The sequence below is a fragment of the Streptomyces sp. NPDC051207 genome, from assembly GCF_040682395.1.
GTDB lineage: Bacteria > Actinomycetota > Actinomycetes > Streptomycetales > Streptomycetaceae > Streptomyces.
The window spans coordinates 57919-73087 of record NZ_JBFBAX010000032.1; the positions used below are offsets into that span (position 1 = coordinate 57919).

General features: G+C 75.6%; 12 protein-coding genes. 4 read left to right on the forward strand and 8 right to left on the reverse strand.

Annotation, left to right across the window (positions count from 1 at the left end; all coding sequences use genetic code 11):
- Positions 1–18 precede the first annotated feature (18 nt).
- On the reverse strand, positions 19–3162 hold the full coding sequence (locus tag AB0M97_RS25775; protein WP_365963350.1) for a carboxyl transferase domain-containing protein: 3144 nt from the start codon (positions 3160–3162) through the stop codon (positions 19–21).
- Positions 3163–3238: 76 nt separating this feature from the next.
- Here AB0M97_RS25775 and AB0M97_RS25780 point away from each other — a divergent pair, with 76 nt between their 5' ends.
- Positions 3239–3862, forward strand: a complete 624-nt coding sequence (locus tag AB0M97_RS25780; protein ID WP_365963351.1) for a helix-turn-helix domain-containing protein — start codon at positions 3239–3241, stop codon at positions 3860–3862.
- A gap of 127 nt (positions 3863–3989) precedes the next feature.
- On the opposite strand, the gene AB0M97_RS25785 is transcribed toward AB0M97_RS25780, so the two are convergent.
- Together AB0M97_RS25785 and AB0M97_RS25790 are read right to left on the reverse strand one after the other, a co-directional pair.
- Entirely contained in the window at positions 3990–4685 is a 696-nt protein-coding gene (locus AB0M97_RS25785) for an HAD family phosphatase (protein ID WP_365963352.1), read from the reverse strand.
- 43 nt (positions 4686–4728) lie between these two features.
- Positions 4729–5205 carry an Lrp/AsnC family transcriptional regulator gene (locus AB0M97_RS25790; RefSeq protein WP_365963353.1) on the reverse strand — a complete coding sequence of 159 codons (477 nt, stop codon included), beginning with the start codon at positions 5203–5205 and terminating at the stop codon, positions 4729–4731.
- A gap of 293 nt (positions 5206–5498) precedes the next feature.
- Here AB0M97_RS25790 and AB0M97_RS25795 point away from each other — a divergent pair, with 293 nt between their 5' ends.
- Together AB0M97_RS25795 and AB0M97_RS25800 are read left to right on the forward strand one after the other, a co-directional pair.
- On the forward strand, positions 5499–6995 hold the full coding sequence (locus AB0M97_RS25795; protein WP_365963354.1) for an FUSC family protein: 1497 nt from the start codon (positions 5499–5501) through the stop codon (positions 6993–6995).
- A gap of 127 nt (positions 6996–7122) precedes the next feature.
- Positions 7123–8148: a lactonase family protein gene (locus AB0M97_RS25800; RefSeq protein WP_365963355.1), complete on the forward strand. Its 1026-nt coding sequence runs from the start codon at positions 7123–7125 to the stop codon at positions 8146–8148.
- 254 nt (positions 8149–8402) lie between these two features.
- Here AB0M97_RS25800 and AB0M97_RS25805 read toward each other — a convergent pair whose 3' ends face one another.
- From AB0M97_RS25805 to AB0M97_RS25825, 5 genes are all read right to left on the reverse strand, one after another.
- The gene (locus AB0M97_RS25805; protein WP_365963356.1) at positions 8403–9326 is read right to left on the reverse strand and encodes a hypothetical protein; all 924 of its coding nucleotides are present in this window, start codon (positions 9324–9326) and stop codon (positions 8403–8405) included.
- Between the two features lie 208 nt (positions 9327–9534).
- The gene (locus AB0M97_RS25810) at positions 9535–10533 is read right to left on the reverse strand and encodes a BadF/BadG/BcrA/BcrD ATPase family protein (RefSeq protein WP_365963357.1); all 999 of its coding nucleotides are present in this window, start codon (positions 10531–10533) and stop codon (positions 9535–9537) included.
- Positions 10530–11207 carry a uracil-DNA glycosylase gene (locus tag AB0M97_RS25815; RefSeq protein WP_365963358.1) on the reverse strand — a complete coding sequence of 226 codons (678 nt, stop codon included), beginning with the start codon at positions 11205–11207 and terminating at the stop codon, positions 10530–10532. The genes AB0M97_RS25810 and AB0M97_RS25815 overlap by 4 nt, the downstream gene beginning before the upstream one ends.
- A 117-nt stretch (positions 11208–11324) precedes the next feature.
- Positions 11325–12479, reverse strand: a complete 1155-nt coding sequence (locus AB0M97_RS25820) for a sialidase family protein (RefSeq protein ID WP_365963359.1) — start codon at positions 12477–12479, stop codon at positions 11325–11327.
- A 70-nt stretch (positions 12480–12549) separates the two neighbouring features.
- A complete protein-coding gene (locus AB0M97_RS25825) occupies positions 12550–14232 on the reverse strand; it encodes an acyl-CoA dehydrogenase family protein (protein ID WP_365963360.1) in 1683 nt (560 codons plus the stop codon).
- A 75-nt stretch (positions 14233–14307) separates the two neighbouring features.
- Between AB0M97_RS25825 and AB0M97_RS25830 the strand changes: the two genes are divergently transcribed.
- Positions 14308–15072, forward strand: a complete 765-nt coding sequence (locus tag AB0M97_RS25830) for a PaaX family transcriptional regulator C-terminal domain-containing protein (protein ID WP_365963361.1) — start codon at positions 14308–14310, stop codon at positions 15070–15072.
- The last annotated feature ends 97 nt before the right edge of the window (positions 15073–15169 follow it).

Consider the following 15169-nt stretch of genomic DNA (forward strand, 5'->3'; position numbering starts at 1 on the left):
TCCGGCCGGGCGCGCCCTCTACCAGGTGTCGACGAACCGCCGCTGTGCGGTCGGCATCTCGGGGCAGTCGTCCAGCGCGGCCAGGATCCACTCCCGTGAGGCCGCCGGGTCGATCACCGCGTCGATCTCCAGCGCCGCCGCCGCGTTCACCGCCTTGCCGTGCTCGTACAGTTCGGCGACGCGCGCCTCGAACGCCCGGGTCCGTTCGGCCGGGTCCTCGATCGCCGCCAGCTCCTTGCGGTAGCCGAGCCGTACGGCGCCCTCCAGACCCATGCCGCCGAACTCGCCGCTCGGCCACGCCGCCGTGGCCAGCGGGGCCCGCGTGGAACCGCCCATCATCGCCATCGCGCCCAGCCCGTACGCCTTGCGCAGCACCAGGCTGACCAGCGGCACCCGCAGGTTCGCGCCGGTCACGAACAGCCGCGCGAAGTGCCGTACCGTGGCGGTCCGTTCGGCGTCCGGGCCCACCATGAAGCCCGGCGTGTCGCACAGGGACACGACCGGCAGGCCGAACGCGTCGCACAGCTGGAGGAAGCGGGCCGTCTTGTCGGCCGCGTCCCGGTCGATCGCCCCGCCCAGGTGGCCGGGGTTGCTGGCGATCAGCCCCATGGGACGGCCCTCGACGCGGACCAGGAACGTCAGCACGCCGGCGCCGAACCCGGACCGCAGCTCCAGCACCGCGTCCGTGTCCGCCAGGCCCGTGACGACACGGCGCACGTCGTAGGCCCGCCGCCGGTTCTCCGGCACCGCGTGCCGCAGCAGCCGCTGGTCCGGCGCCTCCCAGCCCGCCCGCGCGCCACGGAAGTAGGACAGGTACTGCCGGGCCACCCGCACCGCCTCCGCCTCGTCGGCGACCGCGATGTCCACGACCCCGTTCGGCACCTGGACCGACAGCGGGCCGACCTCCTCCGGCCGGAACACGCCGAGCCCGCCGCCCTCGATCATCGCGGGCCCGCCCATCCCGATCGTCGCCTCGGGCGTGGCGATCACGACGTCGCAGCAGCCGAGCAGCGCCGCGTTGCCCGCGAAGCACCGCCCCGACGCGACACCGACCAGCGGCACCAGCCCGCTCAGCGTGCCCATCCGGTGGAACGTCGTCACGTGCAGGCCCGCCACCGACGTGGTGTCCGTGTCGCCGGGCCGCCCTCCGCCGCCCTCCGCGAACAGCACGACGGGCAGCCGCCGCTGCCCGGCCAGCTCCAGCATCCGGTCGGTCTTCCGGTGGTTCTGCACGCCCTGCGTGCCCGCGAGGACCGTGTAGTCGTACGACATCACCACGCACGCCGAGCCGTCGACGCGGCCGGTGCCGGTGACCATGCCGTCGGCCGGGGTGGACCGGATCAGGTCGTCCAGGGAGCGGCGCCGCCGCTGGGCGGCCACCGCCAGCGCCCCGAACTCGGTGAACGATCCCGCGTCACACAGGTCGTCGATGTTCTCGCGGGCGGTGCGGCGACCGGCCGCGTGCCGTTTCGCCACCGCCTCCGGACGGTTCGCGTCGAGCCCGAAGGCGTGCCGCCGCCGCACCTCGGCCAGATCCGGGCGCACGGCACCGGGATCGACCCGCTCCTCGGCCCCCGCGCCCGTCCCGTCCTCGGCGACCTCCGCCAGCGTGACCAGCAGGGCGCCCTCGGCGACGGTTTCGCCCACGCGCGCGTGCACCACGTCCACGACCCCGGAACCGGGCGCCAGCACCACGTGCTCCATCTTCATGGCCTCGACCACCAGCAACTGCCGGCCGCCGCGCACCACGTCACCGGGCGACACGTCCACGGCGACGACGGTCCCGCTCATCGGCGCCACCACCATGCCCTCCCCGGCCGGCGGGGCCGCCTCCTCGGCGACCGCCCGTGCCGCCTCCTCCACCACGCCCGGCCGCGCCCAGAAGTCCGGCCGCGCGAGAACGGCACGCACCAGCCCGATCCCCGTCCACACCCCTTCCACCGCGAACTCGCCCAGCGCCCGGTGGGCCCGCGCGCAGGCGGCGCCCGCATCGCCGTGCGGCACGTGCGCGATCACCTTGGCGAGCAGCGAGTCGTAGCGCACGCCCACCTCCACGCCCGCCCGCACCGCCGTGTCGACCCGGACGCCCGGACCGGTCGGCACGTCGAAGCGCGTGATCCGCCCGGCCGACGGACGCACCCCGCCGTCCGCGCCCGTCACCTCGGCGTTCACCCGCGCCTGCACGGCGAACCCGCGGGGCTCGGCCGGCGCGCCCGCCAGGCCGAGCCCGGCCAGCGTCCCACCGGCCGCCAGCCGCAACTGCGCGGCGACCAGGTCGACGCCGGTGACCTCCTCGGTGACGGTGTGCTCCACCTGGAGCCGGGGATTGGCCTCGATGAAGAAGAACTCACCGTCCCTGACCAGGAATTCGAAGGTGACCAGGCTCGTGCAGCGCGCGGCCCCGGCCATGCGCAGCGCACTGCCGAGCAGCCTCTCCCGCACGGCGGCGGGCAGTCCGGGCGCCGGGGCGATCTCGATCAGCTTCTGGTGGCGGCGCTGCGCGCTGCAGTCCCGGTCCCACAGATGCGTCACTGCCCCTGTCGCGTCCCCGACGACCTGCACCTCGACGTGCCGGGCGCCCTCCAGCAGCCGCTCCACGTACAGTTCGCCCCGGCCGAAACCCGCCTCGGCCTCCGACCGGCACCGCTCCCAGGCCTCCGCCAGTTCCTCGGCGCGCCGCACGACCCGCATGCCGCGCCCGCCGCCCCCGCCCACCGCCTTGATCATCACGGGCCCGCCGGCGAGCAGCTCCCGCGCCCGGTCCGGCCCGGCGCCCCCGCCGCTGCCCGCCAGCACGGGAACACCCAGCGAGGCCGCCAGCTCCCGCGCCCGCGCCTTGTCGCCGAAGACGTCGAGCACCTCGGGGGACGGGCCGACGAAGCCGACCCCGGCCGCCGCACACCGCCGCGCGAACCCGGCGTCCTCGCTCAGGAACCCGTACCCCGGGTGCAGCAGACCGCAGCCCGTGCGCTCGGCCGCGGCGAGCAGGGCCGGCGCGTCCAGATAGTCACCGACCCGCACCGCCTCGTCCGCCGCCCGTACGTGCGCGTCGTCGTCCCCGGCCCACACCGCGACCGTGCGCAGCCCGGCCTCCGACGCCGACCGCAGCACGCGTACGGCGATCTCCCCGCGGTTGGCGACCAGTACGGCGGCAGAACCCATGGAGCCCCTCCAGGACGTCAACGCTCGGCCCGGTCATGCTGATTGACATTGACGTCAACGTCAATACGCTGGCCGCGTGGCACGCTCATCCCACGCCTGGTCCGTCCGCACCGCCCGCGACCGCAGCGAGGCGCCCGCCCGCGCCCGGCTCCTGGACGCCGCCGAGGCCGTCTTCGCCCGGCTCGGCCACGGCCCGGCGACCGTCGCCGAGATCACCGCCGAGGCGGGGGTGTCCCGGGCGGGTTTCTACGTGTACTTCGCCTCCAAGGAGGAGATCTTCCGCGTCCTCGCGGCGCGCGTCCGGGACGCGTTCCTCGCCGCGCAGGACGTGCCGGGCGTCGACACGGACGACGTCCGCGCCGTCGCCGAGGCGTCCGTCGGCGCGTTCGTCGCCGCCTATGCGCGCCACCTGCCGCTGCTGGGACAGGTGGAGCAGCGGGCGCGCACCGACGCGGGGCTGGCGGAGCTGTGGCAGGAGATCCGTGAACGCCCGGTGCACCGGCACGCCCGCTACATCCGCCGCCTGACCGCCGGGGGCCGCGCCCACCCGGCCGCCGACCCCCTCGCCGTGGCGCGTGCGGTCGGTGCCCTGTGCGTCGAGTTCGCCCGGCAGAGCGCCGCACGGCCGGACACGCACGAGCAGTGCGTCCGGGACGCGACGGCCTTGTACCTGCGGTTGCTGGGGGTCGAGGAGGAGTAGAGGGGCCCGGACCTCGATCGCCGGTGGCGGGTCCGCACGGCGGCCGGTGCGGACCGCGGGGCCCTCTCATGGGCCTGCCCCGGCCCACCAGCCGCCTCAGCCCCCGGCACACACCACGCGCCCGGCCTCAGCCCCCCGCCCCGGACCGTGCCAGCCAGTCGAAGGCGGCCCGGGCGCTGAACTCCCGCTGTCCGCCGCGCAGCAGCAGGTCGGCCGTGGCGAACTCCGGCGCGTCCGCGTGGGCTGCGACACAGGGCAGGGCGATGCACCGCATCCCGGCCGCGTGTGCCGCGGCGACCCCGGGGGCGGCGTCCTCCAGGACCACGCAGTCGGCCGGGTCGGCGCCGAGCCGCCGGGCCGCCGTCAGGAACACGTCGGGCGCCGGCTTGCCGCGCGGCACCTCGTCGGCCGAGACGACCGTCCGCAGGTACGCGTCCAGACCAGTCCCGGCGAGAATCGCCCCGATCGCCTCGGGGGAGGAGCCGGAGGCCACCGCCATGGGAACGCCCTCCGCCGCGAGCAGCCCGACGAACTCGCGCATCTCGGGATACACGCGCGTGCCCGCCCGCGCCAGCGCCAGATAGCGGCGGTTCTTGTCGGCGAGCAGTTCCCCGACCGAGGCGCGCAGCCCGTAGCGCTCCTTCCAGAGCGTCACCGTCTCCCGCGTGCTGATCCCGACGTACCGCTCGTGGTCCGCCCAGGTGAAGTCCGGGACGCCGTGCCCGGCGAGGAGCTGCCGGCCCGCCTCGTAGTAGTTCGGTTCGCTGTCCACCAGCGTGCCGTCGAGATCGAAGACGACCGCGGTCGCGCCGAGTGTGCCCATGGGGACAGGATGGCAAAGGCCGGTGCGCGTCCGGGACGCGCGGTCAGGGCCGGGCCGCGCGCCCGATCGACTCCACCAGCGGCAGCAGCCGGTGCGGGACGCGCTCGCGCAGCGCGACCTCCGTACGGGTACGGACCACGCCGGGCAGGCTGATCAGCTTCTGGATCAGGTCCTCGAGGTGGGCGTTGTCCCGCGCCACGACCCGGGCGAGCAGATCCCCGCCGCCGGTGATCGAGAAGGCCTCCACGATCTCCGGCACCGCGGCGAGCGCGTCGCCCACGTCGTCCAGATGCCCCTGGGTGACCTCGATGTGCACGAACGCCAGCACCGGGTAACCGAGCGCGGCGGGGGAGAGGGCCGGGGCCGTGCCCGTGATCACGCCGTCCCGTTCCAGCCGGTCCAGGCGGGCCTGGAGCGTGCCGCGCGCCACTTTGAGGATGCGGGCGTACTCCCGCACGCTCGTCCGGGGCTGCTCCAGCAGGAGCCGCAGGATGCGGGTGTCGAGCTCGTCGACGGCCATGGCGACCGCCCTCCTCCTACGCCGTTGATCATCACCGACTGTACCAACGGCCCACCGGCCCGCGCCCCGGCCGTACCGCCGCCCCGTGATCCGTTGGCCCGCACCCGGCTGTCAGGGCGCTGCCCGAGCTGTACCAATGGCCCTGCTCGGCGGGGTCGAGTTGAGCCAGCGGTGGGAAGGATGCTGAGATGGAGGCGTCGATGGCGCTGCGGACCCCGCGGCGCCTTTTCCATGCGGGTATTCATGGCCTGTACACCGGTCTTGGTGAACGCGCCCGAAGGAGGCGGTAACCAGTGCTGAAGAGGGTGTTCGTCGCTCCGGACCCCGGGCGGACCCGGCTGCGCTTCGCGGCCCGCGCCGTCCTCGGTATCGGGCTCGCCGTCGTGGTCTGCGGCCTCGCGGGACACTCTCTCGCGGGCGCCGTCACCGGCGGGCTCGCCGCGCTGCTCGCCCTGTTCACCGTCACCGACGCCACGGTCCGCGCGCAGGCGGTCACCACCGCGCTGCTCCCGGTCGTCGGCCTCCCGGTCCTGGCCGCCGCCGCGGAGCTGCACGACCAGCCCGTCGCCCGCGACCTGACCTTCCTCGCCGTCGTCGGCGCGGGTGTCTACGCCCGCCGCTGGGGGCCGCGCGGCCACAGCCTCGGCGTCTTCGCGTTCATGACCTTCTTCGTGGCGCAGTTCCTGCACGCCACCCCCGGCCGGCTCCCCGAGCTGTGCGCCTCCGTCGTCCTGTCCGTGCTGTCCGCCGCCGCGGTCCGCTTCGGCGTGTGGTGCTACGAGCGCCGGCTGCCCCCGGCCCCCGTGCCCGCCCCGCCCGGCGGCACCGGCCTGGCCCGGGTCACCACCCGCCAGGCCGTCCAGGCGACCGCCGGCGCCGCCTTCGCCCTCGTCGTGGGCCAGCTGGTGTCCGGGCAGCGCTGGTACTGGGCGGTCGGCGCCACCTGGTGGATCTTCGTCAACACCACCTCGCGCGGCGAGACCCTGGTACGCGGCTTCCGGCGCGTCCTCGGCACGGTCATCGGCATCGGCCTCGGCCTGCTCGTCGCGCTCCCGGTGGACGGCGCGCCCGTGCCCACGGCCGTCCTCACCGCCGTCTGCGTCTTCGGCATCTTCTACACGGCCGCCGTCTCCTACACCTGGATGATGCTCTGGGTGACCCTGCTCGCCGAGCTGCTCTACGGCCTGCTCGGCGTCCTCGAACCCGCGCTGCTCGCCCTGCGGCTGGTGGAGACCGGCGTGGGGGCGCTCGGCGCGGTGCTCGCCGTGCTGTTCGTGCTGCCCGTCACCACCCACGCCGTCACCGACGCCTGGATCCAGCGGGCGCTGCGCTGCGTCCGTGCCTGCACCGCCGAGACCGCCGCACGGCTCGCGGGCGACGCGCACGCCGACCCGGCGCCGCGCGTCGCCGAGCTGGAGCAGCTGCTCGGCCGGGTGCGCCTGTCGGTCGCGCCGCTGATGCACCCGCTCAACCCGATGCGCGGGCGCAAGGCGCGGGCCCGCCGGGTGCTCGACCTCCTCGACGAGTGCGCGCGGGAGATCCGCGGCCTGGTCGCCGTCGCCGCCGACCCCGAGGCCTCCCACGACGCCCGGCTGGCCGCGGCCTGCCGGCGGGTCGAGGCGGCGGTCGAGGCGCTGACCGGCGGCGGAGCGGAGGCGCCCGGGCCCGCCGAGCCCCGGACGCCCGCCGCGGAACCGGCCCTGGCCCACCTGCACGGCCTGGAGCGCGCCCTGTCGGAACTGGCGACTTGGCTGCGGATCCCGCCCGGCTCACCGCTGGTGGGCGCCTGAGGTGTCCCCGGCGCCGGGGAGCCGACCGGCGCCGCGCGGCCCGGCGCCACATCACTCATTTGGTCTAGACCTCCTGCGACCGGCTGCTACCGTCACCCCCGACGGCACAGGACGAGAGGGGACAGCGGTGGCAGACGGCGGTCGGCGGCAGCGGGCGTTCATCGGGTCGTTCACGGCGGGCGGCGGCCCCGGCATCGTGACGGCGGCCGTGGCCGCCGACGGCGCGCTCACGGTGCTGAGCAGCCTGAACGGCGTGCCCGACCCCTCCTACCTGGCGCTCGCGCCGGACGGACGCACCCTCTACGCGGTCAGCGAGACCACCGACGGCAAGGTCGCCGCGTACGACATCACCGGCGACGTGCCCGAACCCGCCGGGCCGCCCGTGCGCGTCGGCGACGGGCCCACCCACCTCAGTGTGTTCGCCGGTCACGTCCTGACCGCCAACTACGGCTCCGGCAGCGTCACCGCCGTGCCCGTCCGCGCCGACGGCACCCTCGCCGGCGCCCCGAGCGCGGTCCTCCAGCACACCGGCGCGGGCCCGTACACCCCGCGCCAGCAGGGCCCGCACGCCCACCAGGTGCAGCCCGACCCCAGCGGCCGATGGGCCGTGAGCGTCGACCTCGGCACGGACTCGGTCCGGGTGTGCGCCCTGACCGCGGCCGGCCTCGAACTGCACCGCGAGATCGCCCTGCGCCCCGGCTCGGGCCCCCGGCACCTGGCCTTCCACCCGGACGGCTCGCACGCCTACGTGGTCAACGAACTCACCCCGACCGTCGCGGTGTGCCGCTGGGACGCCGCCGAGGGCTCGCTCAAGCCACTGGCGGAGGTCCCGCTGCTGCCCGGCGCACCGGCCGGTGACGCGTACCCGTCGGGCGTCGTCGTCTCGCCCGACGGCCGGTTCGTGTGGACGGCCACCCGGGGCGAGGACGTGCTCTCCGTGCTCGCCGCCGAGGGCGACGGGCTGCGGCTGGTGGCGACCGTGCCCTGCGGCGGCCACTGGCCCCGGGCGATCGCGGAGTCCCACGGCGTCCTGTACGCGGCGAACGAGCGCTCCGGCGACGTCACCTGGTTCGCCGTCGACCCGACGACCGGCCTGCCCCGCCGCGCCGGCTCCACGCGGATCCCGGCAGCGTCCTGCGTGATCTTCGGCTGACCGGCCCCGGTCGTCGGCGGCGGGCCGGAGCGGCGGGTTGCCCCGGGCTGGGTCCTGAGTGCCGGCCGTCGCGGGCAGGAGCCCGAACTGCGGGTCGTGCTGGGCCGGGATCGTTGTCCCGGGCAAGGCCCGAGCTGCTGGTTGCACGCGCCCCCGGGCGAGAAGAAGGGCCCGCTCCTGCGCCGGGAGCGGGCCCTTGCCGTACGGGTTCCGTGAGAGGGCCGGCCGTGCCGCGCGGGCGGCCGGGCCGGGTGTCAGCGGGCCGGTGTGCCCTGCGCCGGCTGCGGCGTGATGCCCAGCGCCGTCGTGTACTTGGCCAGCGCCAGCTTGCCGATCGCCGGGTAGGGGCCGAGCGGCTCCGAGGCGGGGCAGCCCGCCTCCCCGGCCGCCTCCTCGATCAGGGCCGGCTCGATCTCCGGGCCGATCAGGTAGGGCGCCAGCGCCAGCTGCTGGGAACCGGAGGACCGCAGCTGCTCGGCGACGGACGCGATCGAGCCCTCCTGGTCCAGCGCCGCGGCCATGACCGGGACGGCGAGGCGCGCGGCGAGCAGCATGCCGGTGATACCGGCCGCCTGCACGGCCTCGTCGCCGCCCACAGAGGCGAGGATGATGCCGTCGGCGGCGGTGGCCACGGTGAACAGGCGGGCGCGGTCGGCGCGGGCCAGACCGGCCTCGGACAGCCGGACGTGCAGCGCCTCCGCGAGCAGCGGGTGCGGGCCGAGCACATCGGTGAGCTCCGCCGCGACGCGGCTGTCCATCACGGCCTGGCGCAGCCGGCGCAGCAGCGCGCCGTCCGGGCCGGCGAGCAGTGGCACGACGACGGCGGCCGGGCCCTCGGGCTCCTTGGCGTCCACACCGACGGCGAGCGCCCGCTCGTAGCGCGCGGTGCGCTCCTCGGCGGCATGCGTGAGCACGATCTGCAGCGAGGGGTACTCGTTGTCGTCCCCGTCGAGGTACCCGATCCGCGCGTCCAGGCCGGGCAGCTCGGAGCGCGCGATGCTCACGACCTCCTCGGCGAGGCTGCGCGTGGCGGTGCCGGGCGTGCCCGGCACCGCGAGGACGAGCGCGGGCGCGCCCTCGGGCGCCGCCAGCGGCTCGGGACGGCGGTGCCGTCCGGGCTGGCGGGGGCGCGGCATTCGTACTGGCAGGCCGGACGCGGGCCCAGTGGGGGAGCTCATGGCGCCGCATGTTACTTGCTTGCGGGGCTTCCCTGTTCGGAGAGGGTGCAGGTGAGCGGTATCCGTCCGGTTTTGTCTGATGGGTAACGTACGAATCGAAAGTGATCGGCGATGATCGGGTGGTTTTGCCGGTTTGAGGGTGGGAATCCGGGCAGGCACCGCCGAATTCGACGGCCCCTTTCGGCCACCGCATTCCGGTCACCGGGTTTCAGTCACGCGTACCGGTCACGACGTGGAGCAGGGTGCCGTCGACCGGGAGGGCGAGCGAACCGGTGGCGAGGTCGACGGCGATCCGGACCGAGCCGTGCAGCGGGTCGCCTTCGGCCGGGACCCGCACCGCGTGCGGCAGCCGCTCGGCCAGTTCCTCCGCCAGCGGGTCCAGGAGCGGGGCGCCCATGTTGAGCAGACCGCCGGTGAGGGCGATCCGGGCTTCGTCGGCGGGCGGGCAGACGGCGGACGCGGAGTCGGCCATGTGCCGGGCCGCCGCGCGCAGGATGTCCGCGGCGACCGGGTCGTCGTCGGCGCAGGCGGCCACGTCGGGGGCGAAGGAGGCCAGTACGGCGACCCGGTCGGCACGCGGATACAGCGCGCCGGGCAGTCCGGCCGGCGGCCCGAAGCGCTCCTCGGCGCGGGCCCGCAGGCACGCCGAGCCGCCCTCGCGGCCGTCGTGGGCGCGCAGCGCGGCCTCGAGACCGGCGCGGCCGATCCAGGCGCCGCCGCCGCAGTCGCCGAGCAGGTGTCCCCAGCCGTCCGCGCGGCGCCACGCGGCCAGGTCGGTGCCGACGGCGATCAGACCCGTCCCGGCGGCGACCACCGCACCGGGCCGCGGCCCGAGCGCCCCGACGTACGCGGTGACGGCGTCGGCGGCGAGAGCCAGCGCCCGCACCCCCAGTTCCCGCGCGAGCACGCCCGGCAGTTCGGCCCGCAGCGCGTCACCGAGTGTGGCGAGCCCGGCGGCACCGATGACGGCCGTGTCCAGCCGCGCCACCCCGGCCTCGCCGGCCAACGCCCGCGCCACGGGCACCAATTGCTCCAGCAGGTGCCCGGGGTCGATCCCCCGGGTCCCGGTCCGCACCGGCTCCCGGGACTCCCGCCGGGCCAGCGGCCCCCGCCCGGGAACCCCGACGACGACCCGCAGCCCGGACCCCCCGGAGTCCACGGCGAGAAACCCGGCCGGAGCCTGCGCCCCGCCCTCGCTCCCGCTCACGGCAGGCGCCAGTCCACCGGCTCCGCGCCCTGCTGGAGCAGGAGTTCGTTGACGCGGCTGAACGGGCGGGAGCCGAAGAAGCCGCGGTCGGCGGACATGGGGGACGGGTGGGCGGACTCCACGGCGGGCAGGCTGCCGAGCAACGGACGGAGGTTGCGCGCGTCGCGGCCCCACAGGATGGACACCAGCGGTTTGCCGCGCGCGGCCAGCGCGCGGATGGCCTGCTCGGTGACCTCCTCCCAGCCCTTGCCGCGGTGCGCGCCGGGACTGCGGGGTGCCGTGGTGAGCGCCCTGTTGAGCAGCAGCACTCCCTGCCGCGTCCACGGCGTCAGGTCGCCGTTGGACGGCTGGGGGAGCCCCAGGTCGGTGCTCAGCTCCCGGAAGATGTTGATGAGGCTGCCGGGCAGCGGCCGCACCTCGGGCGCGACCGAGAACGACAGCCCCACCGCGTGCCCCGGGGTCGGGTACGGGTCCTGGCCGACGATGAGGACACGTACGTCGTCGAAGGGCTGCTGGAAGGCCCGCAGGACGTTCGGCCCGGCCGGGAGGTAGGTGCGCCCGGCCGCGATCTCACCTCGCAGGAAGTCGCCCATGGCGGCGATGCGCCCGGCGACGGGCTCGAGGGCTTTCGCCCAGCCTTCTTCGACGATCTCGTTCAAGGGTCGTGGTGCCACGGGCGTCACCCTACTGCCGTACGGGCGGCGGACATCAACCCGCGCCCGGCGGCCGGCCGGGGACGGCCGGACCGCCGACTCCCCCGCCCCGCCCCGACGTGTGGGAAGCCGCAGTTCTCATCCGACCACCGCGGCCCGCACGCACAGCACGTCCGGCAGGTGCGAGGCGAGCTGCCGCCAGCTGTCGCCGTCGTCGGCGGAGGCGAACACCTCGCCGTTGCGGTTGCCGAAGTACACGCCCGCCGTGTCGGCGTCGTCGGTGCACATCGCGTCGCGCAGCACCGTGCCGTAGTGGTCGTCCTGGGGCAGCCCCGCCGTCAGCGGCTCCCACGACGCGCCCGCGTCGGCCGTGCGGAACACCCGGCAGCGCCGGTCGGCCGGCACCCGGTCGGAGTCGGCGTTGATCGGGAAGACGTACGCCGTGTCGCCGCGGTGCGGGTGGGCCGCCGCGGCGAAACCGAACGTGGAGGGCAGGCCCTCGCCGATGTCCGTCCAGTGCGCGCCCGAGTCGTCGCTGCGGTAGACCCCCCAGTGGTTCTGCAGGTACAGCCGGTCCGGGTTCGCCGCGTCCCGCGCGACCTTGTGCACGCACTGTCCGAACTCCGGGTTCGGGTCGGGCAGGAACACCGCGGACACACCCGAGTTGGACGGCTGCCAGCTCGCGCCGCCGTCGGTCGTGCGGAACACGCCCGCCGTCGAGACGGCCACCGTCACGGCCCGCGGGTCGCGCCCGTCGGTGAGGATCGTGTGCAGGCCCTCACCGCCGCCGCCCGGCACCCACTTGTCGCGTGTGGGGTGCTCCCACAGCGGGCGGACCAGCTCGAAGGTCTCGCCGCGGTCCTCGGAGCGGTACAGCGCGGCCGGTTCCGTGCCCGCGTACACCACGTCCGGTTCCGCCGCGGCCGGGTGCAGCTGCCACACCCGCTCCAGCGAGGCGCCCGTGTCCTTGGGGAACTTGACGGCCGGCTGGGCCGGTTCGGTCCAGGTCCGGCCCAGGTCGTCGGAGTGGAACACCGACGGGCCCCAGTGCGCGCTGTCACCGCCGGCCAGCAGCCGCGGAGAGTCGCCGCGGGTGTCGATGGCGACCGCGTGGACCGCCTGTGCGTTGAAGTAGGGACTCTCGTCGAACTCCCAGGCGGCGCCCCGCCGGCGCCCGATGAACAGGCCTTTGCGCGTACCCACGGCAAGCAGGACCTCGGTCATGCCACACACCTCCGCGACGTCGCGGTCGACGTCTTCGTCTCGGACACGGGCCAGTCTGCACCCCGCCACTGACAGTCACCTCCGCAGCGGCTCGCGCCGCAGGTCACCGGGGGTGTCAGGGCCGGAAGGGCCCGGCCGGTCAGAGGGCGCCCGGCAGTGCGCGGCCGAGCACCGCCGTGAGGTCGGCGCCGTCCGGCAGCGTGCCGAAGGCGTGCCCCCAGTCGCCGCCCAGCCTGCTCGCGCAGAAGGCGTCGGCGACGGCGGGCGGCGCGTACCGCACCAGCAGGGACGCCTGGAGGGTGAGGGCCATCAGCTCCACCAGCCGCCGGGCGCCGGCCTGCGACGTCCCGGTCAACCGGTCCTTCAGCCGTGCCACGGCCGCGTCGAGCCGGGCGTCCGCGCCGCGCGCCAGGGCGAGTTCGCCGAACAGCGCCTCGCCCGCCGCCGGCTCCCGGCCGAGCGCCCGCAGCACGTCGAGCGCGCTGACGTTCCCCGACCCCTCCCAGATCGACAGCAGCGGCGCCTCCCGGTAGTGGCGCGGCATGCCCGACTCCTCCACGTAGCCGTTGCCGCCCAGGCACTCCAGGGCCTCCGCGGTGAAGGCGGGGCCGCGCTTGGTCACCCAGTACTTGCCGACGGCCGTCGCGATCCGCCGGAACGCCGCCTCGCCCGCGTTCCCGCGCACGGCACGGTCGGCCGCCCCGGCCAGCCGCAGCGTGAGTGCCGTCGCGGCCTCGGACTCCAGTGCCAGGTCGGCGAGCACGTTGCGCATCAAGGGCTGGTCGATCAGCCGCGCGCCGAACGCGCTGCGGTGCCGCACGTGGTGCCCGGCCTCCACGAGCGTCTTGCGCATCAGCGTGGCCGACGCCATCACGCAGTCCAGGCGGGTGCAGTTGACCATCTCGATGATCGTCTTGACACCGCGCCCCTCGGGCCCGACCAGCCAGGCCACGGTCCCGTCGAACTCCGGCTCCGAGGAGGCGTTGGACCGGTTGCCGAGCTTGTCCTTCAGCCGCTGGATGCGGAAGGGGTTGCGGGTGCCGTCGGGCAGGACGCGCGGCACCAGGAAGCAGGACAGCCCGCCGGGCGCCTGCGCCAGCACCAGGAACACGTCGCACATCGGCGCCGACGTGAACCACTTGTGCCCACGCAGCGTGTGGACGCCCGGTTCGGCGGTGGGCGTGGCCGCCGTCGTGTTGGTCCGCACGTCCGACCCGCCCTGCTTCTCGGTCATCCCCATGCCCGCCAGCAGCCCTCGCTTGTGGGTGGGCACCCGCAGGCCGGGTTCGTACTCCCGGCTGGTCAGCAGGGGCTCGTACACCTTGGCGAGGTCCGGCTGGGCGCGCAGCGCGGGGACGGCGGCGTACGTCATGGAGGTCGGGCAGCCGTGCCCCGCCTCGGTGTGTCCCCAGACCAGTCCGCCGGCGGTGCGCGCGACGTGCGCTCCGGGCCGGTCGTCCGCCCAGGGTGCGCCGGCCAGGCCCTCGGCGACCGCCGTGCGCATCAGGTGGTGCCAGCTCGGGTGGAAGTCGACCTCGTCGACGCGGTGGCCGTACCGGTCGTGCGTGCGCAGCACCGGCTCGTACCGGTTCGCCTGCTCGCCCCACTCCTGCGCCTCGGCGCTCCCGGCCCGCTTCCCGAGCCTCCTGATGTCCTCCTCGGCCCAGCCGGCGCCCTCCCGTCGCAGCCCTTCCAGCAGGGCCGCGTCGTCGGACGCGTCGTAGGGGGCCGGGGGAGGGGGCTGGTTGGTCACGGCGTGCGTGGCCGGTGCGTCGTACGCCCCGTGCTCGGGGTGCGGGAACTGCGCGGGAGTCGGGACCATACCGCGAGTGTTGCACTGTCACTGCGACCGCAGCAATACTGCAACACGAAGACCGGGCCCGTACAGTACGGGACCATGCGCAGGAACGTGCCGGACGGGCCCGGCGAGCCGGAACCGCAGCCGCTGTCCGCGCGGTCCGTCGTGCTCAGCCTGCTGCTGGGCACCCACCCCGCCGAACTGCCGGCCCGTGAACTGGCCCGCGCGGTCGAGCCCTTCGGCGTCGGCGGCTCCACCCTGCGGGCCGCGCTCAGCCGCATGGTGGCCGCCGGCGACCTGCGGCGCACGGACACCGGATACCGCCTGAGCGACCGGCTCCTGGAGCGCCAGCGCCGCCAGGACGAGGCCGTACGGCCCCGCACGCGCGCGTGGCACGGCGACTGGGAGATGGTCGTGATCACCGCGACGGGCCGCGGCCCCGCCGAACGCGCCGAGCTGCGCGCCCGGCTGGCCGGCCTGCGGCTCGCCGAACTCCGCGAGGGCGTCTGGCTGCGCCCCGCCAACCTGGACCGCCCGCTGCCGGACGACCTCGGCCGGGTCGCCGAGCACTACACGGCCCGCCCCGGCCGTCCCGCGCGCGAGACGGCGGCGCGGCTGTGGCCGCTCGGCGCCTGGTCGGCCACCGCCCGCGCCCTGCTCGACCTGGTCGCCCGCGAGGACCGCCCGGCCGCCCGGCTCGCCGCCTTCGCGGCCGTCGTGCGCCACCTGCTCGCCGACCCGGTGCTCCCGCCCCCGCTGCTGCCCGCCGACTGGCCGGGCCCGGCGCTGCGCGCCGCGTACGCCGGCTACCAACGGGAGATGGCGCGCGTGGTGGGCGTGCGGGAGGACGACGGGCGGGGATGACATGCTGCATGTCGCCGATCTTCCTGCGGCCCCGGACGATGTCGTCCTCGAGCTGCTCGAAGTCGTTGGACAGGTTGGCGTACCGGGCGGGCTCGGT